22 protein-coding genes are annotated in these 22,037 nt (G+C 71.1%); 8 read left to right on the forward strand and 14 right to left on the reverse strand.

Annotated elements, in window-relative coordinates:
• Positions 1 to 45: 45 nt before the first annotated feature.
• The 4 genes from ACFYPG_RS17350 to ACFYPG_RS17365 form a co-directional block, all read right to left on the reverse strand.
• Complete coding sequence (locus ACFYPG_RS17350; RefSeq protein WP_387352785.1) at positions 46 to 942, reverse strand: universal stress protein; 897 nt, start codon at positions 940 to 942, stop codon at positions 46 to 48.
• On the reverse strand, positions 903 to 3,296 hold the full coding sequence (locus ACFYPG_RS17355) for a phosphoketolase (RefSeq protein WP_387353428.1): 2,394 nt from the start codon (positions 3,294 to 3,296) through the stop codon (positions 903 to 905). Before ACFYPG_RS17355 ends, ACFYPG_RS17350 begins: the two co-directional genes overlap by 40 nt.
• Positions 3,297 to 3,363: 67 nt before the next feature.
• Positions 3,364 to 4,224 (reverse strand): universal stress protein, encoded by an 861-nt coding sequence (locus ACFYPG_RS17360; protein ID WP_387352787.1) that lies wholly within the window; start codon positions 4,222 to 4,224, stop codon positions 3,364 to 3,366.
• Between the two features lie 92 nt (positions 4,225 to 4,316).
• Complete coding sequence (locus ACFYPG_RS17365) at positions 4,317 to 4,550, reverse strand: hypothetical protein (protein WP_387352789.1); 234 nt, start codon at positions 4,548 to 4,550, stop codon at positions 4,317 to 4,319.
• 61 nt (positions 4,551 to 4,611) lie between these two features.
• On the opposite strand from ACFYPG_RS17365, the gene ACFYPG_RS17370 reads away from it, so the two are divergent.
• From ACFYPG_RS17370 to ACFYPG_RS17400, 7 genes are all read left to right on the forward strand, one after another.
• Positions 4,612 to 4,848: an HTH domain-containing protein gene (locus tag ACFYPG_RS17370; protein WP_030336062.1), complete on the forward strand. Its 237-nt coding sequence runs from the start codon at positions 4,612 to 4,614 to the stop codon at positions 4,846 to 4,848.
• Positions 4,848 to 5,426, forward strand: a complete 579-nt coding sequence (locus ACFYPG_RS17375) for a Clp protease N-terminal domain-containing protein (protein ID WP_387353430.1) — start codon at positions 4,848 to 4,850, stop codon at positions 5,424 to 5,426. Before ACFYPG_RS17370 ends, ACFYPG_RS17375 begins: the two co-directional genes overlap by 1 nt.
• A 93-nt stretch (positions 5,427 to 5,519) precedes the next feature.
• Entirely contained in the window at positions 5,520 to 6,524 is a 1,005-nt protein-coding gene (locus ACFYPG_RS17380; protein WP_355007043.1) for a diacylglycerol kinase family protein, read from the forward strand.
• Positions 6,517 to 7,518 carry a YihY/virulence factor BrkB family protein gene (locus ACFYPG_RS17385; RefSeq protein ID WP_355007042.1) on the forward strand — a complete coding sequence of 334 codons (1,002 nt, stop codon included), beginning with the start codon at positions 6,517 to 6,519 and terminating at the stop codon, positions 7,516 to 7,518. Before ACFYPG_RS17380 ends, ACFYPG_RS17385 begins: the two co-directional genes overlap by 8 nt.
• 68 nt (positions 7,519 to 7,586) lie before the next feature.
• Positions 7,587 to 9,077, forward strand: coding sequence for a phosphatase PAP2 family protein (locus tag ACFYPG_RS17390; protein WP_355007041.1), 1,491 nt, complete (start codon positions 7,587 to 7,589; stop codon positions 9,075 to 9,077).
• A gap of 8 nt (positions 9,078 to 9,085) precedes the next feature.
• A complete protein-coding gene (locus tag ACFYPG_RS17395) occupies positions 9,086 to 9,895 on the forward strand; it encodes an endonuclease/exonuclease/phosphatase family protein (RefSeq protein WP_387352791.1) in 810 nt (269 codons plus the stop codon).
• Between the two features lie 65 nt (positions 9,896 to 9,960).
• The gene (locus ACFYPG_RS17400; RefSeq protein ID WP_355007039.1) at positions 9,961 to 10,743 is read left to right on the forward strand and encodes a hypothetical protein; all 783 of its coding nucleotides are present in this window, start codon (positions 9,961 to 9,963) and stop codon (positions 10,741 to 10,743) included.
• Positions 10,744 to 10,755: 12 nt separating this feature from the next.
• Here the strand turns inward: ACFYPG_RS17400 and ACFYPG_RS17405 are convergent, their stop codons facing one another.
• From ACFYPG_RS17405 to ACFYPG_RS17415, 3 genes are read right to left on the reverse strand one after another with little or no spacing between them, the layout of a single operon-like run.
• A complete protein-coding gene (locus tag ACFYPG_RS17405; RefSeq protein WP_256443305.1) occupies positions 10,756 to 10,884 on the reverse strand; it encodes a hypothetical protein in 129 nt (42 codons plus the stop codon).
• The gene (locus tag ACFYPG_RS17410; RefSeq protein WP_355007038.1) at positions 10,881 to 11,756 is read right to left on the reverse strand and encodes an alpha/beta hydrolase; all 876 of its coding nucleotides are present in this window, start codon (positions 11,754 to 11,756) and stop codon (positions 10,881 to 10,883) included. Before ACFYPG_RS17410 ends, ACFYPG_RS17405 begins: the two co-directional genes overlap by 4 nt.
• Positions 11,753 to 12,715 carry a TIGR03557 family F420-dependent LLM class oxidoreductase gene (locus ACFYPG_RS17415; RefSeq protein WP_355007037.1) on the reverse strand — a complete coding sequence of 321 codons (963 nt, stop codon included), beginning with the start codon at positions 12,713 to 12,715 and terminating at the stop codon, positions 11,753 to 11,755. Before ACFYPG_RS17415 ends, ACFYPG_RS17410 begins: the two co-directional genes overlap by 4 nt.
• 374 nt (positions 12,716 to 13,089) lie before the next feature.
• Here ACFYPG_RS17415 and ACFYPG_RS17420 point away from each other — a divergent pair, with 374 nt between their 5' ends.
• The gene (locus ACFYPG_RS17420) at positions 13,090 to 14,451 is read left to right on the forward strand and encodes a cellulase family glycosylhydrolase (protein WP_355007036.1); all 1,362 of its coding nucleotides are present in this window, start codon (positions 13,090 to 13,092) and stop codon (positions 14,449 to 14,451) included.
• 55 nt (positions 14,452 to 14,506) lie between these two features.
• Here the strand turns inward: ACFYPG_RS17420 and ACFYPG_RS17425 are convergent, their stop codons facing one another.
• From ACFYPG_RS17425 to ACFYPG_RS17455, 7 genes are all read right to left on the reverse strand, one after another.
• The gene (locus ACFYPG_RS17425; RefSeq protein WP_112585076.1) at positions 14,507 to 14,827 is read right to left on the reverse strand and encodes a multidrug efflux SMR transporter; all 321 of its coding nucleotides are present in this window, start codon (positions 14,825 to 14,827) and stop codon (positions 14,507 to 14,509) included.
• A 46-nt stretch (positions 14,828 to 14,873) separates the two neighbouring features.
• A complete protein-coding gene (locus ACFYPG_RS17430; RefSeq protein WP_355007085.1) occupies positions 14,874 to 16,154 on the reverse strand; it encodes a sigma-70 family RNA polymerase sigma factor in 1,281 nt (426 codons plus the stop codon).
• Positions 16,155 to 16,157: 3 nt separating this feature from the next.
• Entirely contained in the window at positions 16,158 to 16,559 is a 402-nt protein-coding gene (locus tag ACFYPG_RS17435; protein WP_210786655.1) for a YciI family protein, read from the reverse strand.
• 94 nt (positions 16,560 to 16,653) lie between these two features.
• Positions 16,654 to 18,789, reverse strand: coding sequence for an alpha-galactosidase (locus ACFYPG_RS17440; protein WP_355007035.1), 2,136 nt, complete (start codon positions 18,787 to 18,789; stop codon positions 16,654 to 16,656).
• Positions 18,786 to 19,700 carry a carbohydrate ABC transporter permease gene (locus ACFYPG_RS17445; protein ID WP_355007034.1) on the reverse strand — a complete coding sequence of 305 codons (915 nt, stop codon included), beginning with the start codon at positions 19,698 to 19,700 and terminating at the stop codon, positions 18,786 to 18,788. The genes ACFYPG_RS17440 and ACFYPG_RS17445 overlap by 4 nt, the downstream gene beginning before the upstream one ends.
• On the reverse strand, positions 19,697 to 20,653 hold the full coding sequence (locus ACFYPG_RS17450) for a sugar ABC transporter permease (RefSeq protein WP_355007033.1): 957 nt from the start codon (positions 20,651 to 20,653) through the stop codon (positions 19,697 to 19,699). Before ACFYPG_RS17450 ends, ACFYPG_RS17445 begins: the two co-directional genes overlap by 4 nt.
• 21 nt (positions 20,654 to 20,674) lie before the next feature.
• The gene (locus ACFYPG_RS17455; RefSeq protein ID WP_355007032.1) at positions 20,675 to 22,003 is read right to left on the reverse strand and encodes an ABC transporter substrate-binding protein; all 1,329 of its coding nucleotides are present in this window, start codon (positions 22,001 to 22,003) and stop codon (positions 20,675 to 20,677) included.
• Between the last annotated feature and the right edge of the window lie 34 nt (positions 22,004 to 22,037).

Below are 22,037 nucleotides of genomic sequence, written 5' to 3' on the forward strand. Positions count from 1 at the left end.
CCCGGGCCAGGTCGCGCATCCCGGTGCGGCCCCGCCCGGTGGATGTCAGCGTTCGCGGACCACGGCGACCGGGCAGTGGGCGTGCTGGATGAGCTGTTGGCTGACCGAGCCGAGCAGCATTCCGGCCAGCCCGCCCCGGCCGCGGCTGCCGACCACCACCAGCTGCGCGTCCCGGCTCGCCTCGATCAGCATGGCCGCCGGGCTGGTCGGGACCAGATCGACGGCGATGGTCAGCTCGGCGAACGTCCGCCGCCACGGCTCCAGCGCCTGCTCCACGGCGGCCCGCTCGTCGGGCACCCCGGCCTCGGCGTTGGGGCCCGGTGTCCAGGCGTGCAGGACGCGCAACGGCACCTGACGCTGTGCCGCCCGTTCGGCCGCGAAGCCGAGCGCCACCAGCGACGGTTCCGAGCCGTCCACGCCGACCGCCACCGGGCCGGCCAGGGCTTTGTCGGCTCCGTCCCGGACCACCACGACCGGGCAGTGAGCGTGCGCGGCGACCGAGACCGCCGTCGACCCGGCCAGCAGGCCACCGAATCCGCCGTGCCCCCGGCTGCCGAGCACCAGCATTCCGGCCTCCGCCGAGCGTTCCTGCAACACCAGCGCGGGCGGCCCGTCGTACACCTCGCCGGTGATGGTCAGCCCGGGGTTTGCCGCTGTGGCGTCCGCCGCGGCCTTGCGCACCAGGTCGTCGACCTGTCGGCGGGCGGTGTCGTCAGGCCACACGCCGGGGGCCACGCCCGGGCCGACCCAACTGGCCACCGTCAGCCATTCGAAGACGTACGCCAGCCGCACCGGCTGGCCGCTGTGCCGCGCCTCGTCGATGGCCCAGTTCAGGGCCATCGAAGCGTCGGTGGAGCCGTCATAGCCGACCAGGATCTCCGCGTTGCGCACGTCGTCCTCCTTCAGGGGGTGGTCGGGTCGGTTTCGCGGACCCAGCGCCATTCGGCGACCTGGGGGTCGTCCTCGCCGTACTGGCGGGTGTAGTCGCGGGCCGCCTGCCGGGCGTCGACCATCCGTTGGCGCAGGTGTGCGGCGCTGGCGGCCAGCCCGGGCACCCGGTCGATCACGTCGATGACCAGGTGGAAGCGGTCCAGGTCGTTGAGCATCACCATGTCGAACGGGGTGGTGGTGGTGCCCTCCTCCTTGTAACCGCGCACGTGCAGGTTCTCGTGGTTCGTGCGGCGGTAGGTGAGTCGGTGGATCAGCCATGGATAACCGTGGTACGCGAAGATGATCGGCCGGTCCTGGGTGAAGATGGTGTCGAACTCGTTGTCGGTCAGGCCGTGTGGATGCTCGGTGTCCGGCTGGAGGCGCATCAGGTCGACCACGTTGACCAGGCGCACCTTCAATTTCGGCAGGTGCTGGCGCAGCAGTTCGGCGGCGGCCAACGTCTCCAGGGTGGGCACGTCTCCGCAGCAGGCGAGCACCACGTCCGGTTCGGTGTCGCCGTCGTTGCTGGCCCACTCCCAGATGCCCAGGCCACGCCGGGTGTGCTGGATCGCCTCGGTCATCGTCAACCAGTTCGGGGCGGCCTGCTTACCGGCCACCACCACGTTGATGTAGTGCCGGCTGCGCAGGCAGTGGTCCATCGTGGCGAGCAACGTGTTGGCGTCCGGCGGCAGATAGACCCGCACCACCTCAGCCTTCTTGTTGACGACGTGGTCGATGAAGCCCGGGTCCTGGTGGGAGAAGCCGTTGTGGTCCTGCCGCCAGACGTGGCTGGAGAGCAGGTAGTTCAGCGAGGCGATCGGCTGCCGCCAGGGGATGGCCCGGGTCACCTTCAGCCACTTGGCGTGCTGGTTGAGCATCGAGTCGACGATGTGGATGAACGCCTCGTAGCTGGTGAACACGCCGTGCCGGCCGGTCAGCAGGTAGCCCTCCAGCCAGCCCTGGCACAGGTGCTCGGAGAGCACCTCCATGACCCGCCCGTCGGGGGAGAGGTGGTCGTCGCCGGGCACGGTGGCGGCCACCCAGGCCCGGTCGGTCACCTCGAACGCCGCACCCAGCCGGTTGGACGCGACCTCGTCCGGGCCGAACAGCCGGAACGTCTCCGGGTTGGCGCTGATGACGTCGCGGATCCACGGGCCGAGCACCCCGGTCGCGCCGGCGAGCGGCGTACCCGGTTCGGGAACCTCCACGCCGTAGTCGCGGAAGTCGGGCAGGGTCAGGTCGCGCAGCACCACGCCGCCGTTGGTGACCGGGTTGGCGCTCATCCGCCGGTCACCGCGCGGCGGCAGCGTCAGCAGCTCCTCCACCGGCGCTCCGGTCGCGTCGAACAGCTCCTCCGGCCGGTAGCTGCGCAGCCAGCGCTCCAGCTCGGCCCGGTGCGCCGGGTTGTCGCGTACGCCCGACAGCGGCACCTGGTGGGCGCGGTAGGTGCCCTCCACCTGGGTGCCGTCGACCTCACTCGGGCCGGTCCAGCCCTTCGGCGTCCGCAGAATGATCATCGGCCAGCGGGGGCGTTCGACGACGCCTCCGGAGCGGGCCCTCCGCTGGATCTCGGCGATCTCGCTCAGCACGCGGTCCAACGTCGCGGCGAGGGTCCGGTGCACCCGGGCGGGTTCGTCACCGGCCACCACGTACGGCTGGTAGCCCGATCCACGCATGAGGTCCAGCAGGTCGTCCTCGGGGATCCGGGACAGCACCGTCGGGTTGGCGATCTTGTAACCGTTGAGGTGCAGGATGGGCAGCACCGCGCCGTCACGGGCCGGGTTGAGGAACACGTCGGAGAGCCAGCTGCCGGCCAGCGGCCCGGTCTCCGCCTCGCCGTCGCCGATCACGCAGGCCACCAGCAGGTCCGGGTGGTCGAACGCGGCGCCGTAGGCGTGGCTCAACGCGTACCCCAGCTCGCCGCCCTCGTGGATCGAACCCGGCACGTCCGCCGCCACATGGCTGGGGATGCCGCCCGGGAAGGAGAACTGGCGGAACAGCCGGGACATCCCGGCCTCGTCGCGCGCCACGTCGTGGTAGCGCTCCGACCAGGTGCCCTCCAGCCAGGTGTTGGCCACGATGGCCGGGCCGCCGTGGCCGGGGCCGGTGACCAGCATGGCGTTGAGGTCGCGCGCCACGATCACCCGGTTGAGGTGGGCGTAGATCAGATTGAGGCCGGGGCTGGTACCCCAGTGCCCGAGCAGTCGGGGTTTGATGTCGTCGGGGGTCAGCGGCTCGCGCAGCAGCGGATTGTCCAGCAGGTAGATCTGCCCGACGGTGAGGTAGTTCGCGGCGCGCCAGTAGGCGTCCAGCCGGCGCAGCTCGTCGTCGGTGAGGGCGTGGTGCACGTCGAGAGCGGTCTCCATCATGCTGCCTCTCGCGGGTAGGAGTGGGGCCTCCGGCGTCCAGCCTGGCCGGTGCGGACGCCCGGGGTCAGGGCCGTTGGTCCCGCGCCGGGCGGGCACCGGGCCCGGTCAGCGGCGCCTCGGCCAGGCCGCGGACGACGACCACCGGGGCCGGGGAGTGGTAGAGCAGGGACTGGGCGACCGCGCCCAGCATGGCCCGCCCCGGCTCGTCGCCGCGGGCGGCGACCAGCGCCACCTGCGCGTTACGGGAGGTGTCGATCAGCACGTCGGCGGGGTCGCCGCGTACCACGCGACACTCGGTCGGCACGGTGTTGTCGCGGCCGGCGTGCCGGGCCATTGCCTCGTTGAGCTGCTCGGCGACCGCGTCGGTGTCCTCGTCGTACTCCACCACCCGCAGGGCCAGCAGTCGGGCGTCGCGGCGGGCCGCGCACTTCAGGGCCCACTGCAGGGCGAGGTGTGAGCTGGGCGAGCCGTCGACGCCGACCAGCACCGGGCCCTGCGGTGGCGGCTCACGCCGGACCACCAACAGGGGGCAGCCGGCCCGGGCGGCCAACTGCACGGCTGTCGTCTCGGCCGGAACGCACTGACCGCTGCCCGCCATGCCGCTGTCGCCGACGGCCAGCAGGAAGGCGACCTCCGAGCGGCGGATGAGGGTGGGTAGCACGGAGCTCTCGACGATCTCGCCGCGTACGGTCAGCCCTGGCTCGGTCCGGTGGGCGAGTTGGGCGGCGCTGGTGATCAGTTTTTCGGCCCGGTCGCGGGGTGCGGCGACGGTGTCCGCGGCGAAGGCCGCGCGCCAGTCGAAGGTGTGCAGCAGGTGCAGTGGCCGGCCGTGTCCGGCGGCCTCCTGCGCGGCCTGTTCGACGACCGGGAGGTCGAGTTCCGACCCGAGGCCGACCAGCACCGCTGCGTCGGCGGGTGCGGCCATCCGATATCACCTCCCGGGCGTCGCGCCCGGCACGACCAAGCTGTCCCTGACCGAGGGTAGTCGGATGAGCACGGCAGCGTAGCGTCGTTGCGTTATCGCCCGCTCGCCCGACCGGAGAGGACCCGGTCCCAGTCGACGGTGCGGGCCCAGTCGGCGTAGCGGTGCCAGGCGACGTCGGGGTACGTGGCGTGCAGCGCGTCGACGTCGACGAAGTCGGTGTTGTCCTCGAAGCGCTGGAACATGTCGGCGATCTCGTCGCCGGCCCACTGCCGGACCTGGTCCATCGGCAGTTGCTGGTACGGGATGTGCGCGGAGGCTGCTGTCACCGCGAACGGATCATGTCAACCAGGGTTGACAGGCGGGGAGTTGTCAACGTATGTTGACGGCATGAGCCAGGCGACAGAACTAGCGGCGGCAGCCGGCAGCACCGACCCCCGGGTCGGGCTGCGCGCCGTCCGCGCGCTACGCCGGCTCCTCGAGCGGCTCGAGGTGGTCCAGGTCGACAACGCCCGACGGCAGGGCTGGTCCTGGCAGGAGATCGCCGACACGCTCGAGGTCAGCCGGCAGGCAGTGCACAAGAAGCACGCCGGGCGACCGGCGGTCAACTCATCCTGGGAGGCGTGATGTTCGAACGGTTCACCGACCGGGCACGCGACGTGGTGCAACGGGCGCTGGAGGAGGCGCGGGTCGAGGGCCAACGCCCGGTCGGCACCGAGCACCTGCTGCTCGCCCTGCTCGCCGACGACGCCGGGCTGGCCAGCCGGGTGCTCGCCGACGCCGGGGTACGCGCCGACGACCTGCGCGAACGCGTCCGCCGGCACACAGTCAGCGGCGGCGCCGGCCTCGGCGACGCGGACGCGGCGGCCCTGCGGGAGATCGGCATCGACCTGGCCGCGATCGTGGCCCGCATCGAGCAGTCCTTCGGCCCGGACGCGCTACGGGAGGCGGTGCCGGCGCCGCGCCGCCGCTGGGGGCGTAGGCGCTACCTCGGCGGCCCGTTCTCGCCCCGCTCGAAGAAGGCGCTGGAGCTGTCCCTGCGGGAGGCTCTGCGACTGCGACACAAACACATCGGCACCGAGCACATCCTGCTCGGGGTGCTCCGGGAGGGCAACGGGCTGGGGGCGTTGGTGCTCACCGAGTCCGGGGTGGACCTCGACGATCTGCGCCGGCGGGTGGAGCTCGCACTGCGGGCAGCGGCCTGACGGGTGGGGCCGGGTTGAAACCTGTCTGTGGCACTTCCGACGCGCGCTGGTCGCCGGGTCGCTGAAGCCGTCCGGGTGCTGCACACTGACGCCGTGGATGCTGGACAGGACAGGCGGCCCTCGGGCGGCGACGGCGGGCTGCGCTCCGCGGTGGTGGTCAACCCGGTCAAGGTCGACGATCTCGACGAGTTGCGTCGTACCGTCGACGACGCCCTGACCGCGGCCGGCTGGCCCGCGCCGCAGTGGTACGAGACGACGGTTGACGACCCGGGTCGCGGCCAGACCGAGCAAGCCGTCAAGGCCGGCGTCGACCTGGTCTTCGCCTGCGGGGGCGACGGCACCGTGATGTCCTGCGTCAGCGGGTTGGTCGGCACCGACGTCGCCCTCGCCGTGCTGCCGCAGGGCACCGGCAACCTGCTCGCCGCCAACCTGGGGCTCTCCACCGACCTGGCCGCCGGGTTGCAGGTCGCCGTCGAACGCGGTCGACGGCTGCTCGACGTCGGCGCAGTCGAGGACAAGTACTTCACAGTGATGGCCGGCATGGGCTTCGACGCCCAGATGCTCGAAGCCACCAACGAGACCACCAAGGCCCGCATCGGCTGGCCGGCGTACGTGATGGGTGCCGCCCGCCACCTACGGGACCGGCCGATGCGGGTGCAGATCCGCATCGACGACCGGCCCCCGGTGCGCCGCCGGGCCCGTTCGGTCCTGATCGCCAACGTCGGCCGGCTGCAGGGTGGCGTGACACTGCTGACCGAGGCCGAGCCGGACGACGGTTGGCTCGACGTCGCCGTGCTCACTCCGAACAATCTGCGGCACTGGCTGGCGCTCGGCTGGGCGATCGTCCGCCGTAGCGGCCAGGTGCCGCGACTGGAGGTGTTCCGGGGCAAGCGCGTGGTGGTCACCAGCAACCGGGCCCACCCCCGGGAGTTGGACGGCGACCTCATCGCCCCTGGCCGGCAACTCGAGGCCGAGGTCCGGCCGCAGGCGCTCTGGCTCTGCGTCCCCCAGCCCGAGGACGCCCCCGACCTGGCCGTCGACGCACAAGGTGCCGGGGAGCGGGGCGAGCAGCTGATCGAGGAAGCGCGCCGTGAGTAGCACCCGGATCGTGCCGGAGACCCGGCTGATGGCCGACGAGGAGCTGTCCGCCGACGACGCCTGGCACACACTGCGCCGGCAGGGCGGCTGGCACCTGCTGCGGGACGCGTTCATCCGGTTCCGCTACGGCGACGGGTTCAGCCACTCCCGGGCCTTCGCGCTGCAACTCTGTCTCGCCGTGGTGCCGTTCCTGATCGCCCTCACCGGGCTGATCAGCGAGCTGGGCGTCCGGGAGGGCGGCCAGGTGGTCGCCGACACCGTCCTGGCGCTCACCCCCGGCCAGAGCGAGCAGGTGGTCTCCGAGCTGCTCGGTGAGGGCGAACGCGTCGAGGACGCCGGTGAGCTGGCGCTCACCCTCGGTCTGCTCACCGGCCTGTTCGCGCTCACCACCACGATGGCCCAGATCGAGCGGGGCGCCAACCGCATCTACGGCGTCGAGCGGGACCGCCCGGCGTTGCGCAAATACCTGCGGGCCGCCGTGCTGGCCGTCACCGCCGGCCTGCCCGCCCTCGCCGGCTTCCTGATCCTGGTCGGCGGCGGCGCGATCGGCGACTCGGTGCGCGAACACTACGAGTGGGGCGCGCTCGCCAACGGCATCTGGGACGTGATCCGCTTCCCGCTGAGCCTCGGGCTGACCGTCGTCGCCGTCGCAGTGCTGTTCCGACAAGCGCCGCGCCGCAACCAGCCCGGCCTGTCCTGGCTGTTCTTCGGAGCCGGCATCGCCACCGCGCTGTGGTGGCTTGCCAGTCTGCTGCTCGCCGCGTACGTGCGGTTCAGTGACGGTTTCGGGCAGACCTACGGCGCCCTGACCGGCATGATGGCGCTGCTGCTCTGGGCCAACCTGACCGGGATGGCGCTCTTCGGCGGGCTGTCCTTCGCCGCGCAACTGGAGGCGCTGCGCATTGGCGTGCGGGAGCCCGCCCAACCGGATCTGTGGGAGCCCGACCCGGACCGCGCCGAGCTGTACGACACCGGGGACATGTCGGCGCTCTAGCGCTGTTGCGTGTACGACGGACGCAGATCGGGTAAAGCGCCTCGCCAGACAGGAAAGGGAGGTGCGGGGTGGCCGCGGTCAAAGAGGTGGCGCACCGTCCGGTCGGTCATTTCGCCGAACGGAGCATTGCCGGTCTGGTGGCCGTCACCGGTGCCGGGGTGGCCTTCGGGCTGCTGTTGTTGCTCGTCCGGGTGCAGTGGAGCCCGTTGCAGGACGTCGACCACGGGCTCGCCGAGTGGTTCAACGGGCTCGTCGCCCCGCACCACGCGCTGGTCACCGTGCTCCAGGCGGTGACGGACCTGGGCGGCCGGCCGATCCTCATCTGGCTGGTCACCATCGCCGTGGTCGGTCTGCTGATCCGGCGGCAGCCCCGACTCGCCGTTTACCTGATCATCACGGGGGTCGGTGGCCTGATCCTCGACCCGTCACTGAAGACGCTTGTCGGCCGGCTCCGCCCGGTGGTGGACGTGCCGATCGCCAGCGCGCCCGGCAACAGCTTCCCGAGCGGGCACGCGCTCGGCTCGTTCGTCGCGTACGGAGCGCTGCTGCTGGTGTTCCTGCCGGCGATGGCACCCCGCTGGCGCAAGCCGGCCATCGTGGGCGTCGGTGTGCTGGTGGCGCTGGTCGGGCTGACCCGGATCGCGCTGGGCGTGCACTACGTCTCCGACGTGCTGGCCGCCTGGCTGCTCGGGGCCGCCTGGCTGGGCGTCACCGCGTACGCCTTCCGCCTGTGGCGGCGGGAGCGGGGGAAGCCGGTGCCGCCGCTGACCGAGGGCCTGGAGCCGGAGGCGGGGCACGACATCGCCCCCGCCCCGGCCGAGGAACACGTGCTGGCCCATCCCCGCTCGGCGGTGGCCGAGCTGCTGGTCGGCTGGGTGATCGTGTTCGGCGCGCTGTACGGCTTCGGCACGTACGTCAGCTACCACGCCAAGGGCACCTTCTTCGACACCCTCGACACGGAGGTGCCGCAGTGGTTCGCCGAACGGCACACCGAGGTGCTGACCGACATCAGCTGGTGGTGGAGCAAGTTCGGTGACACCCATGCCATCCTGCTGATCTCGCTGGTGTTCTGCCCGCTGGTGCTGGCGGTGTGGAGGCGCTGGCGCCCTGTGCTCTTCGTGGCGCTGGCGATGGTGGGGGAGTTGACCCTCTTCCTCGCGTCGGCCCGCGCGGTGGACCGGCCGCGTCCGCCGGTGGAGAACCTGGACGGGCAGATGCCCACCTCGTCGTTCCCGTCCGGGCACATCGCGGCCACGATCTGCGTCTGGCTGGCGATCACCCTCATCGTGTTCCCGCGTACCGACCGGTGGTGGCGTTGGATCTTCGTGGCGCTGGCCGTGATCATGCCGGTCGGGGTGGCCACCTCCCGGATGTACCGGGGGATGCACCACCCCACCGACTTCATGGGCGCGATCCTGCTCTCCGCGCTCTGGATCGGCTTGCTCTACCTGGTGATCCGACCGAACGAGGACCTGAAGGAAGGCAACCAACCGGCCATCGAGTCGGAGGACGTGGACACCCTCGACGACGAGCTGGCGCGGGCCGGCAGAGCTGACTGAGCGCCGTCGTGCTGCGGGTGATGACCTGGAACATCCGCACCGGCGGCCGGGACCGCGGCGGCCTCGACCGGCTGGATCAGGTGGTTCAGGTCATCGACGAGCAGGCACCGGACGTGCTGGCCCTGCAGGAGTTGCGAGGCTTCGACAGGGACGGGTTGATGGCCGGCGTGGCGGGCCGGGTGGGGATGGTTCCCCACCTGGCCCGGTCCTGCTTCGGGCAGCCGGTGGCGGTGCTGGTCCGGCCGCCGTACCGGGTCGTCGACGCGAGGCCGGTGCGTCGGCCGTTCCACCATGCCGCCGCCCGCGTCGTGGTGGCCACGTCGGCCGGCCCGTTCACTGTGCTGGGCACCCACCTCTACCCGTACTCCGGGGGTCGGCGGCGGATGGAGGTGGACTGGTTGATCGCCGCGATGCGCCGCGACCAGGGGCCGTTGACGTTGATCACCGGTGACCTCAACTCGCTCGATCCGACCGTCGACCACACCGACCGGCTGGCCGGTATGCCCACCCTCTACCGGCGGCGGCACCTGCGTCGCTCCGGCGACACGGTGGACACCCGGGCGGTCGCCCGGCTGCTCGCCGCCGGTCTCGTCGACCTCTGGCCGTCGGCCAACGCCGACGCGCCGGAGGCCGCCGGCTACACGGTGCCCACCGGGCTGGGTGGGGCAGAGTTCGCCGGGATGCGGTTGGACTACCTGCTCGGCAGTCCGGCGGTGGCGCAGCGGGTGCGCGATTGTCGGGTGATCCGCGACGGGGTGGCGGCCACCGCCTCGGACCACTTTCCGCTGCTCGCCACGCTGGAGCTGTCTCCCGGCTGACGCCGCCGTCGGCTCGCGCGGCCGGTGCCACCCAGGGCGTGGCGTCGGCCGATTACCGTGCCACCGTGACCGACCGCCGCACCCTCCGCTCGCCGTTGCCAGGTCCGCCGAACGATCACCGGGCCGCGCCGACGAGGGCTCGTCCGGCCGCCGACCCGCCGGTCTCGGGCAGGGCGCAGCCGGCCGCCGTCGCGCCTCCGCTCGTCGCGGCCGTCGCGCGCGGTGTGGCGCTGGTCGTGGTGCTGCCGGTACGCCTGCTCTGGGAGCTGATCGTGGCTGCCGGCCGACTGCTGCACCGGTACCTGCTCCGCCCGGCCGGCCGGTTCCTGCGCCGCTGGCTGCTGGCCCCCCTGGCCTGGCTGCTGCACCGGCTGGTCTGGCTTCCGCTGGTCTGGTGCGCCCGGCACCTGCTGTGGCTTCCGCTGGTGTGGGTCGTCCGCACGGTGATCTGGCCCGCGCTGGTCTGGTTGACCCGTCATGGGCTGCGTCCGGCCCTCGTGGTCCTGGGGCGCGTGCTGGTCTGGCTCGCCAGGTACCTGGTCCTGTGGCCGCTGCGATGGTTGGGCACGGTGCTCACGCCCGTCGGTCGGCTGGTCGTCGCCGCAGTGGTCGGTGCGTGGCGGACGGCCGGCCGGGTGCTGCGACTGCTCCACCGACTGCTGCTGCGCCCGCTGCTGTCCGGATTCCGGTGGGTCTGGTCGGTGACGGTCGTGCCGGTGGCGCGGGGCATCAGGGCGGTGTGGCGGGCCACCGTCGCGCCCGCGGCCCGCTGGGCCCGCCGTTCGGTGCTCGACCCGACCCGGCTTGCCGTCCGGGAGGTGCTCAACGCCCTGGGCCTGCGCCGTTGAGACGTACGGGGCTCAGAGCACCAGATTCAACAGGACGGTCAGCACCACCGACGCCACGATCGAGAAGAGGATCATCAGGAGGCAGCCGAGGCCACCGCCGAGCGGGCGGATCTCCGTGTTGCCGAAGCGCATGATGGTCACCTGTCCGTGAGTGCGGGATGAGGGGCGAGCAGGTGCCGGATCGCGTCAGCGACGGCAGTTGGAGCGGTCGTGACCACGTTGTGCGCGGCACCGGGAACGACCACCAGGGACGCCTGCGGCACCAGCCGTGTCGCCTCGTCCCGCCACCGTTGCGGTACGACCGTGTCGCGATCGCCGGCCACGACGACGGTCGGCGCGGTGACGCGGACGAGGTCCGCCTCGACGGCGTTGTGCACCGAGTGCGACAGCGTGGCGAGGACCCGCCAGGGCCGGGCGTTCCAGACGTCCCGCACCAGGATCGGGGCCTGGAGTGGCGCTTCGCGGAGGCTGTCCACCAGCCACCGACCGAACTGGCCCCGTCGGGTTCGGGCCGCCGGGTCGCTCGTCGGTCCCGCCAACGCCAGCGCGCGTACCGCGTCGGGGTGGCGCGCGGCGACCGCGGCGACCACCTCCGCGCCGAACGAGTGCCCCAGCAGACAGGCCGGAGGCAATTGGTACGCGGCCAGCCAGGCGGCCAGGTGCTCCGCGTGCCGGCGAACGTCGTACGCGTCCCGGGGGTGTTCGGTCAGCCCGAAGCCGGGCAGGTCCGGCACGTACACCTGATGGGTGGTGGAGAGCGCGACGGCCAGCGGGGTGAGATACCGGTGCGAGACGGCCAGGCCGTGCACCAGCACCACGGGTGGCGTGCCGGTCCCCGGGTCGGCGCTGCGGCGGGTGTGGGTGCGCAGTCCGTCGACGAGTCGCCACTCGCTGGTGAGTCCTGCGGCTGGCCGGGGCGCGGCCATGGCGAGCCGCAGCTCGGCCGGCCCGAACCGGCCGAGGGCGCTGCGGTGGGTCGACCCGGGCGGCCGGGGTGCCGCGCCTTGGCTCACAGTTCGCGCAACCGGGGCAGCAGCTGCTCCTGGGCCCAGTCCAGGAACATCGGCTGGGTCTCCCCACCCACCTGGATGATCGCCACGTGCGTGAAGCCGGCGTCGACGAACTTGCGGAACGCCTCGACGTGCGCGTCCACGTCCGGGCCGCAGGAGATGCCCTCGGCGACGTCCTCCTCGCGGACGAACTGGGTGGCGGCGGCGAACGACTCCGGGCCGGGCAGGTCGGCGTTGACCTTCCAACCCATTCCGAACCAGCGGAACTGGTCGTGCACGATCTTGCGGCACTCCGCCTCGTCGGGGCCGTAGCAGATGGCCACCTGGCCGTAGCGGGGCTGGCCGGCGCCCCCGGCGTCGTCGTACATCTCGATGATGTGCCGGTCGGGTTCGGTGGAGATGAGGCCGTTGCCGTACTCGGCGGCCAACGTCGCGGACTGTCGACCGGACGCGGCGACGGCCATCGGCACCGGCCGTTCCGGGCGGTCCCAGACGTAGGCGTCGGGCACGTCGAAGTGGTTGCCGGAGAAGGTCAGCGTCTCGCCGTTGAGCAACGGCCGGATGATCTGCAACGCCTCCTCGAACATCTCGTGCCGCTGCTGCACGTGCGGCCAGCCGCCGACCACGTGCTCGTTCAGGTTCTCCCCGGCACCCAGGCCGAGGGTGAACCGGCCGTCGGAGAGCGCGCCGATGGTGCTGGCCTTCTGCGCCACCACGGCCGGGTGGTAGCGGCGGATCGGGCAGGTCACGAATGACATCAGCTCCGCGCGGGAGGTGGCGTGGGCGACAGCGCCGAGCACCGACCAGGCGTACGGGGAGTGGCCCTGGGAGTCCAGCCACGGGTAGTAGTGGTCGGACACCACCAGTTGGTCGAAGCCAGCCGCCTCGGCCCGTACCGCATGGTCCACCAGCTGCTTGGGCCCGGCCTGCTCGCTCATCAGGGTGTAGCCGACGCTGACCATCCTGGTATCCCCTCTCACTGACGGATCGTTCCCGGGATACCCCGGTGCACGGCGGTCAACCCTCCCGTCCGGTTCGGTTGCCGCGATGCTTGACGGGAGCCGACCGCCTGCCTACCGTCGCTCTTAACCGGTTAAGACCCGGGTGTGGCGCACATCCTGTGGTGGGGATGACCGCCCCGTGACGGCCTGCGTCCGCGTGGGCCGTTGCGGCTGTCCGGGCTGCGGGCCCGTCAACTGAACCGGTTGCGAGGACCAATCCATCGTCCTACGCTGATGCCTGCGCCGGGAGCCGGGCGCGGCTGCCGGGCTGCAGCCGCCTTCCCCGTCACGTCCCCACCCCTGTCGGGCACCGGGGGTCCTCCCTGAGGAAGGCCATGAAGACTCGACTCTCCGCCGCCGGCGCGACACTGCTCGCGTTGCTCGTCACAGTGCTGGCGTTCGGCCAGCCGGCACACGCCGCGGCTGGGTTCTCCGTCGCTGGCGGCAAGTTGTACGACGCCAACGGCGCCGAATTCATCATGCGCGGCGTCAACCACGCGCACACCTGGTACCCGCAGCAGACCAGTTCGTTCGCCGACGTCAAGGCGCTCGGCGCGAACACCGTGCGGGTGGTGCTCTCCAGCGGCGACCGGTGGACCCGCAACACCAACGCCGATGTCGCAAACGTCATCTCGCTCTGCAAGGCCAACCGGCTGATCTGCGTGCTGGAGGTGCACGACACCACCGGGTACGGCGAGCAGAGCGGCGCGATCACCCTCGACCGCGCCGTCGACTACTGGCTCAGCCTCGCCGACGTCCTCGCCGGCCAGGAGAGGTACGTCATCGTCAACATCGGCAATGAGCCGTACGGCAACCAGAACTACGGCTCGTGGGCCACCGACAACGCCAACGCGATCAAGCGCCTGCGGGCCGGCGGGTTGACCCACACGATCATGGTGGACGCGCCGAACTGGGGGCAGGACTGGTCGTTCACCATGCGCGACAACGCCGCGTCGGTCTTCGCCGCCGACCCGGCCCGCAACACCGTGTTCTCCATCCACATGTACGGGGTCTTCGACACCGCTGCGGAGATCAGCGACTACCTGGGCCGCTTCCGCACCGCGGGGCTGCCCATCGTGGTCGGTGAGTTCGGCTTCAACCACTCCGACGGCAACCCGGACGAGGACGCCATCCTCGCGTACAGCCAGGCCAACGGGGTCGGCTGGCTGGGCTGGTCGTGGAGCGGCAACGGCGGCGGCGTCGAGTATCTCGACCTGGCCACCAACTTCAATCCGGCGAGCCTGACCGACTGGGGTCAGCGCCTCTTCAACGGGGTCAACGGCATCCGGCAGACCGCCCGCGAGGCCACCGTCTTCGGCGGCACCCCACCGCCGACGACGCCCCCGCCGACCACCCCACCCCCGACGACGCCCCCGCCGACCACGCCGCCCCCCAGCGGTGGCTGCACGGCGACGTACACGGTGACGACCCAGTGGCAGGGCGGCTTCCAGGGTGAGGTACGGGTGACCGCCGGCGCGAGGGCGATCACCGGCTGGACCGCCGGGTGGACCTTCGCCAACGGCCAGCGCGTCACCCAGTCCTGGAATGTGGCGCTCACCAGCAGCGGAACCACGGTGACCGCCCGCAACACGGACTACAACGGGCGACTGGCCGCCGGGGCCAGCGCCAGCTTCGGCTTCCTCGGCAGTTGGACCGGCACCAACAGCCTGCCGGCGGTGAGCTGCACGGCGAGCTGACCGTCGGACCGGTGGCCGGGTCCGCACCGGGCCCGGCCACCGGAAACCGTCCCGGTCAGTGCTCCCCGGCGAGGTTCACGATGACCACCCCGGCGATGATCAGTGCGATGCCGGTGAGCTTGGCGAGCCCCACCGACTCACCCAGGAAAACCGCCCCGATCGCCACGATGGCCGCAGTGCCCAGACCCGACCAGAGGGCGTACGCCACCCCGACGGGGATCTCCTTGACGGCCTGGGCCAGCAGGAGGAACGCCAGCGCGTAGCCGCCGAGGCACGCCACCGTCGGCCAGAGCCGACTGAACCCGGCGGTGCTCTTGATCAGGCTGGTCGCCACCACCTCGGCGAGAATGGCGATCCCCAGCAGCACGTACGCCATGCGTCCCCTCGGTCCTTCGTGATCGATGAGCCCATCGCCACCCAGGCTAGTGCCGGCGAGGTCCCCGCCCGGTGGCCCCGGGCTGGGCGGCCAGTCGGGCTGCTCGCATGGTCAGATAGAGCTGCTCGGGGCGGCTGCTCGTGCGGGCGGCGGCGATCCGATAGTCGGCGACCGCCCGGGCCTGGTCACCGGCCATCTCGTGCAGGTGGGCGCGGGCGGCGGCCAGCCGGTGGTGTCCGGCCAACTGCGGGTCGTCTGTCAATGCGTCGAGGGCAGCCAGGCCAGCGGCTGGTCCGTGCACCATGGCAGTTGCCACGGCCCGGTTGAGGGCCACCACAGGGCTGGCGGCCAAGCGTTCCAGCACCTCGTACAGCGCCAGGATCTGCGGCCAGTCGGTCTGCTCGGTGCTCGGCGCCTCGTCATGCAGGGCGGCGATGGCGGCCTGCACCTGGTACGGACCGACCGGCCCGCGCGGTAGGGCCCGGGTGACGAGTGCGACGCCTTCGGCGATCGCCGTCGCGTCCCATCGGCTGCGGTCCTGATCGGCCAGTGAGATCAGCTCGCCGGAGGGCCCGGTCCGCGCCGGTCCGCGGGCCTCGGTGAGCAGCATCAACGCCAGCAGCCCGGCTGATTCGCTGTCGTTCGGCAGCAGCTCGTGCAGCGCGCGGGTCAGCCGGATCGCCTCCGCCGCGAGGTCGACGCGACGCAGGTCCGGGCCGGTGGTGCTGGTGTGGCCCTCGGTGAAGACCAGGTAGAGCACCTGCCGTACGGCGACCAACCGGTCCGCCCGCTCGGCCGGCTCGGGCATCCGGAACGGTAGCCCGGATACCCGGATGCGGTGCTTGGCCCGGCTGATCCGCTGCGCCATCGTCGCCTCGGGCACCAGGAACGCGCGGGCGATCTCGGCGGTGCTCAACCCACCGACGGCGCGCAGGGTCAGCGCCACCGCCGACGTCGGCGCGAGCGCCGGGTGACAGCAGAGGAAGAGCAGCACCAGCGTGTCGTCCCGCTCGGCGGTCAATTCCTCGTCCGGGGCTGGCGCGTACCGCTGGTCGTCCGGATCCCGGCGGGCGACCAGGTCCTCCCGGCGGCGTCGGGCCTGCTCACCGCGGACCAGCTCGATCATCCGCCGGTAGCCGACCTGGATCAGCCAGCCGCGGGGGTTCGCCGGCAGTCCCTCGGTCGGCCACTGGGTCGCGGCGGCCAGCAGCGCCTCCTGCACCGCGTCCTCAGCGGTGGCGAAGTCACCGAAGCGGCGGCTGAGCACGCCGAGGACCTGCGGCGCCAACTCGCGCAGCAGGTCCTCGATGCGGGGATCGGTGTTCAGCCCTCACAGCTCCTGTGCCGGGGCGGACATCACCGGGTGCACCTCGATCGGCATGTTCAGCGGACGACCACCGGGGCCGGGCGCCGTGGAGATGTGCGCGGCCAACTCCACGGCCCGCTGCGGGCTCTCGCAGTCGACGATCCAGAAGCCGGCCAGGAACTCCTTGGTCTCGGCGAACGGCCCCTCGGTGACCACCGGTGCCCCGCCCTCACCGGCGCGGACGATCCGGGCCTGCTGCGGGCCGCCGAGACCCTGCCCGTCGACCCACTCACCGGCGGCGGTGAGCTTGGCGTTGACCTCGCCCATGAACGCGATGTGCGCCCGGACCTCGTCCTGCGTCCAGGTGTCGATGCTCGGGAAGTCGGTCCCGGCGGCGCTGAACTGCATCAGCAGCATGTACTTCATTGTTGGCTCCTCACGCCTGGGCACCGTCGTCGGTGCTCTCACCCTGAGGTAGAAGCCGGCCCCGCCGTTCTCGACACCCCGAGCAAAGAAATTTCTAGCCGACGGCGTCGACCTCCAGCACCAGGCTCTGCTCCGGGTGCAGGGCGGGCAGTTGCACACCCACCCGGGCCAGCGCCGCCCCGCTGAGAGTGAGGCCACCCGCCAGCCAGGTGGGCGGGGACAGGTGGATGCTCGCCGGGCCCGGTACGCCCGACACCTGTCGCACCCGGTACCGCCGGCCGGGGTCGAGGCCGGGCAGCCGCACGGCGCCGGGCACCTGCGTCACCGATGTGGTCAGCCGGGCCACCGCGTACACCGCTCGGGTGTTGTCGTGGGCGACCACGCCGTGCGCCCAGACGGCCGGATCCGGGTGGTCGACCCGGACCACCCGACCAGCGTGCAGCAGCGGGCGCAGCCGTTTGTGCAGCGCCACCCAGGCGGCCAGCTCGGTCTGCTCGGCAGCGCTGATCGAGGCGATGTCCCACTCGATGCCCTGGTGGCCGAAGAGCGCGGTCGCCGCCCGGAAACCCAGGTCGTGTACGCGGTTGGTGGTGTGTGAGCGTTCCGGGCCGATGTGGGTGCCGATCAGCTCCGGTGGCAGCAGCAGCCCCGTCCAGCGTTGGATGCTGAGCCGTTCCAGGGCGTCGTTGCAGTCGCTGGCCCAGACCCGGTCGGTACGCGCCAGGATGGCGAGGTCCACCCGGGCTCCGCCGGACGAGCAGCTCTCGATCTCGACGCCCGGGTGCCGATCGCGCAACTCGTCGAAGAGCCGGTAGACCGCCAGGGTCTGCCCGTGCACCCCGGGGAGGCCGTGGTGCCCGGCCTCGGTGAAGTCCCGGTTCTGGTCCCACTTGAGGTACCGGATGCCGGGGTGGTCGGTGAGCAGCGTGTCGAGACGTTCCAGCACGTAGTCGTACGCCTCGGGGCGACCCAGGTCGAGCACCTGCTGGTGACGCCAGGCCAGCGGCAGGCGCCCCGGCGCGGCGAGCACCCAGTCGGGGTGCGCGCGGAACAGGTCCGAGTCGGGGTTGACCATCTCCGGCTCGACCCAGAGGCCGAACTGGAGGCCCTGGCCGGTGACGTGCTCGATCAGCGGTTGCAGGCCGTCCGGCCAGACCCCCTCGTCGACGTACCAGTCGCCGAGCCCGGCGGTGTCGTCGCGCCGGCCGCGGAACCAACCGTCGTCGAGTACGAACCGCTCCACGCCGATCTGCGCGGCCCGGTCGGCGAGCGCCCGCAGCCGGTCCAGGTCGTGGTCGAAGTAGACCGCCTCCCAGACGTTGAGGGTCACCGGGCGGGGGGAGCGCGGGTGCCCGGGGCGGGCCCGGAGGTGGGTGTGCAGCACGTCGCTGAGCCCGTCCAGCCCGGCGTCGGACCAGACCGCGTAGAGCAGGGGAGTCTCGTACGACTCGCCAGGGCCGAGCCGGACCTCGCCGGGGGCCAGCAGCTCGCCGCCACCCACTGTGGACTCGCCGGTGGGCCGACGTTCGGCGAACGTGACGTGGTCGCCGCTCCAGGCGGTGTGCACCGCCCAGACCTCCCCATGGCCGAAGCCGAACCCGGCGGTCCCGGCCACCAGCAGCAGAGTGGCGTCGTGCCCGGTACGGCCGCGCCGGCCCTCGCGGACCCAGGTGCCGTGCTGCCACGGGTGCCGCTGCGGGGACCGTTCCCGACACCATCGGCCGGTCAGGTCGAGCAGCTCGGTGGCGACCGCCGGCACCGGCAGCACCGGCGTCAGCTCCCGCAGCTCGTACGCGCTGTCGCCGTCGTTGCGCAGCCGGTGCCGAACGGTCAGCAGGCCGTACGGGTCGAGCGTGATCTCGATGGTCAGGCTCAGCCCGGCGGCCGGGTCCGACGCCCGCACGGTCAGCAGCGCCCCGCCCGGCCCGGTGTCGTGCACGTCCAACTCGTCCAGTCGGAACGCGGTGGACCAGTCTCGTCCGTCGCGGTGCCCGGCCAGACCCGGTCGGCCGCTCCAGCCGGCGCTCGCCTCCGGCAGCAGGGACAGCACTGTCGGCTCGTCGAAGCTGCTCGGCACCACCGGCGGTACGGTCGCGTCGGTGAGCTGGCGCAGGCCGTCGTCGTCGAGGTCGCCAACGTCGCCGCCCCAGTGCACGACCCGGGGCAGCCCCGGGCCGCGCGCGTCGAGCACCAGGCTGGTCCGCGCGCGGCGCAGGTGCAGGATCGTCATCCTTTGGAGGCTCCCAAGGTCAGGCCCCGAACGAAGTGCCGCTGGAGCATAAAGAAGATCACCAGGGTGGGGATCGCGACGAGCACGCTGCCGGCCGAGACCAGGTTGTTGTCGGTGAAGAACTCACCGCGCAGGTTGTTGAGCGAGCTGGTCACCGGGAACTTGTCGCCGGTGCGCATGAGGACGGTGGCCCAGAAGAACTCGTTGTAGATCCAGGTCACCTCCAGCGTCGCCAGCGCGGCCAGGGCCGGCCGACACAGCGGCATGGTGACCTGCCAGTACTGTCGCCAGATGCTCGCCCCGTCGACCATCGCCGCCTCGTACAGGTCACGGGGCAGCGCCTTCATGTAGTTGCTGAGCACGAAGACACAGAAACCGCACTGGAAGGCCACGTTGATCAGGATCAGGCCCCAGTAGCTGTCGTAGAGCAGCTCCGAGTCGCTCATGAACTCCGGCAGCGGCACCTCGGTGAACAGCCGGAACAGCGGGATGAGCAGCGCCTGCTGGGGCAGCAGGTTGGCCGCGGTGAAGACCCCGAGCAGGACGAGGTTGAGCTTCCAACTGAACCGGGCGATGACGAACGCCACGCAGGACGCGAGGAAGAGAGTCAGCAGTACCGCCGGCACGGTGATGTAGACCGAGTTGAGGAAGTGCTGTCCGAACTCCGCCGTCCGCCAGGCGGTGACGTAGTTGTCGAAGGTCCAGCCGCCGAACGAGACGTAGCCGTTCGCGGCGGTGTAGTCGTACGAGCGCAGCGAGGTCAGCACCGCCCAGGCGATCGGGAAGAGCCAGGCCAGCGAGACGACGATGAGGAAACCGTGCAGCAGGATCCGTAACGGGGTCAGCTTGCGGCGGGGCGGCGGCGCGTCGGCCCCGCCCTCGGTACGCCGGGTGACGGTCGCGGTGCTCATTGCCGGTTCTCCCTCATCACGGTCGCCAGGTAGATGGTGATGAAGACCAGCGAGACGACCAGCATGATCGTTGCCAGTGCCGAGCCGAAGCCGATCCGGCTCGCCTCACCCACCACGTTCTGGGTGACCAGCGCGGAGATCAGCTCCAACCCGTTGCGGCCCTTGTTGACCACCCAGACCAGGTCGAACGCGCGCAGCGACTCGATCACGGTCACCACCAGCACGATGATGTTGATGGGCCGCATGACCGGGAACACGACGCGGAAGAACGTTCTGCGCTCCGAGGCGCCGTCGACCGCCGCGGCCTCGCGCAACGACGGATCGACGCCCTTCAGGCCGGCCAGGTAGAGCAGCATGATGTACCCGACGTGCCGCCACCCGGAGGCGACCATCACCGCCCAGATGTTGACGTTCGAGTCGCCGTACCAGTCGATGCTGCTGCCGAAGACGGCGTTGATCAGCCCCTGATCGCGGGAGTAGAGCAGCTGCCAGACGAAGCCGATCAGCGCCAGCGAGAGCACCACCGGCAGGTAGAGCGCTGTCTGGTAGAAGCGGCTGCCGCGCAGTTCCTTGTCCAGCAGCACGGCCAGGAACATGCCGAACGGGGTGGCGACCACGAACAGCGCCGCCAGCCAGAGCAGGTTGTGCTGGATCGCCGGCACGAACGGCGGGTAGATGTTCACCACGTCGCTGTAGTTGCGGGCGCCGACGAACTCGATCTCGTTGAGTGGGCCGATGCCGTCCCAGTTGGTGCCGGAGAGCAGCACTGTGGCTGCCGCCGGCAACCAGACGAACCCGGTGACGATCAGCAGCGGGACGAGCACCATCAGCGTGATGACCACGCGGTCGGTGCGGGACAGGAGCCGTAGCCGCCGGCGACGACCACCCGTGGAGGTGGTCGCGGCCGGCGGCGGCACGGCGTGATCCGCTTGGATCAGGGGCAGGTCGGACACGATGTCCTCCCCCTTCCGCCGTCAGTCAGTGAAGATCGACTTCTTCTGGTTCTCGATGGACGAGGTGAGCCCGCCGATGTCCTTGGGGTTCTTGATGAACTGCTGGAGCGCCGGGATGATCACCGTCGAGGCGAAGTCCGGCCGGGTGTCCCGGTCGAGGAACTGGGCGATCTCGGTGGCCGAGCCGACCAGCTCGGCGGCCTTCTTCTGCAGCGCGGTGTAGCCGCCGACCTCCGCGCCGCTGTTGGCGACGAGGACGGCCGGGTCGTTCTTGAGGTTGATGTCCGCGGCGGCCTTGCCACCCAGGTACTCCAGCAGCTTGCGCGCGTTGTCCTCGTTCTTGGGCTTGCGGGCCATCATGTAGCCGTCGATCGGGGCGTCCAGCGCCTTTGCGCCGATGGCCGGGTCGATCTCGGGGAAGGTGAAGAAGTCGAGGTCATCCTGCTCGTCGTTGCTGAACTGCTGACCGACGAAGAGACCGAGCAGGTACATGCCGCTCTTCTTCTGCTGCAGGGACTGCGCCGCCTCCTGCCAGGTGCGGCCGAGGCTGTCCGGCTGGTGCAGGGGAAGCAGGCCGGCCCAGGTGTCGAAGACCTTCTTGACCTTGTCGGACGTCCAGGCCTCCTTGCCGGCCATCAGGTCGATGTGGAACTGGTAGCCGTTGATGCGCAGGTTGAGGATGTCGAAGGTGCCCATCGCCGGCCAACCGTCCTTGTCGGCGAAGGCGATGGGGGTGAGGCCGTCCTTCTTCATCTGCGCGCCGAGCGCGGTGAACTGGTCCAGGGTGGTGGGCACCTGGTAGCCGCGCTGCTGCCACACCGACTTGCGGTAGAAGACCGCCCACGGGTAGTACGTCCCGGGTACGAAGTACTGTTTGCCGTCGTCGCCGGTGGATGCCTTCTTGAAGGCGTCGGAGTAGCCGGAGAGCTTGCTCCACACGTCACTGATGTCGCTGGCCAGGCCCTTCTGGGCGAAGAAGCGCATCCGGTAGCCGGCGAACCAGGTGAACACGTCGTCCGGCTTGCCCTGTAGGTAATTGTTGATGTTCTCCTGGAACGTGTTGTGGTCGACCGTATTGATCGCCACCTGCACCCCGGACGAGGTTTTGAACCCGTCGGTGACCTTGACGATCACGTCCTTCGGTTTCGGGTCGGACTGGTTCGAGCCGAGCGACACGTCCTTGCTGGACCCCCCGGAGCCGGAGTCGTCGCCGCAGCCGGCGAGCAGGCCGGTGCCGAGGAGCGCGCCCGTACCGGCAGCGCCGGCCAGCAACGATCGTCGGTTGATGCCGGCGACTGAGGGCGGTACGAGCCGAGCCAGGTACTCGGCTTGGGATTGGGGACGGGACATCTGTGCCTCCTGCGGATGAGAAGGAGCTACGCCC

This window comes from Micromonospora sp. NPDC005553, assembly GCF_042871765.1.
Taxonomy (GTDB): Bacteria; Actinomycetota; Actinomycetes; order Mycobacteriales; family Micromonosporaceae; genus Micromonospora.

Coding starts and splice junctions, on each gene's coding strand:
- ACFYPG_RS17360 (WP_387352787.1), bottom strand. CDS start 4,224: ATGGCCGCACCCGCCGACGCAGCGGTGCTGGTCGGCCTCGGGTCGGAA.
- ACFYPG_RS17370 (WP_030336062.1), top strand. CDS start 4,612: ATGAGCCAGGCGACAGAACTAGCGGCGGCAGCCGGCAGCACCGACCCC.
- ACFYPG_RS17375 (WP_387353430.1), top strand. CDS start 4,848: ATGTTCGAACGGTTCACCGACCGGGCACGCGACGTGGTGCAACGGGCG.
- ACFYPG_RS17415 (WP_355007037.1), bottom strand. CDS start 12,715: ATGGTCAGCGTCGGCTACACCCTGATGAGCGAGCAGGCCGGGCCCAAG.
- ACFYPG_RS17440 (WP_355007035.1), bottom strand. CDS start 18,789: ATGACGATCCTGCACCTGCGCCGCGCGCGGACCAGCCTGGTGCTCGAC.
- ACFYPG_RS17355 (WP_387353428.1), bottom strand. CDS start 3,296: ATGGAGACCGCTCTCGACGTGCACCACGCCCTCACCGACGACGAGCTG.
- ACFYPG_RS17420 (WP_355007036.1), top strand. CDS start 13,090: ATGAAGACTCGACTCTCCGCCGCCGGCGCGACACTGCTCGCGTTGCTC.
- ACFYPG_RS17425 (WP_112585076.1), bottom strand. CDS start 14,827: ATGGCGTACGTGCTGCTGGGGATCGCCATTCTCGCCGAGGTGGTGGCG.
- ACFYPG_RS17445 (WP_355007034.1), bottom strand. CDS start 19,700: ATGAGCACCGCGACCGTCACCCGGCGTACCGAGGGCGGGGCCGACGCG.
- ACFYPG_RS17435 (WP_210786655.1), bottom strand. CDS start 16,559: ATGAAGTACATGCTGCTGATGCAGTTCAGCGCCGCCGGGACCGACTTC.
- ACFYPG_RS17455 (WP_355007032.1), bottom strand. CDS start 22,003: ATGTCCCGTCCCCAATCCCAAGCCGAGTACCTGGCTCGGCTCGTACCG.
- ACFYPG_RS17350 (WP_387352785.1), bottom strand. CDS start 942: ATGGCGCTGGGTCCGCGAAACCGACCCGACCACCCCCTGAAGGAGGAC.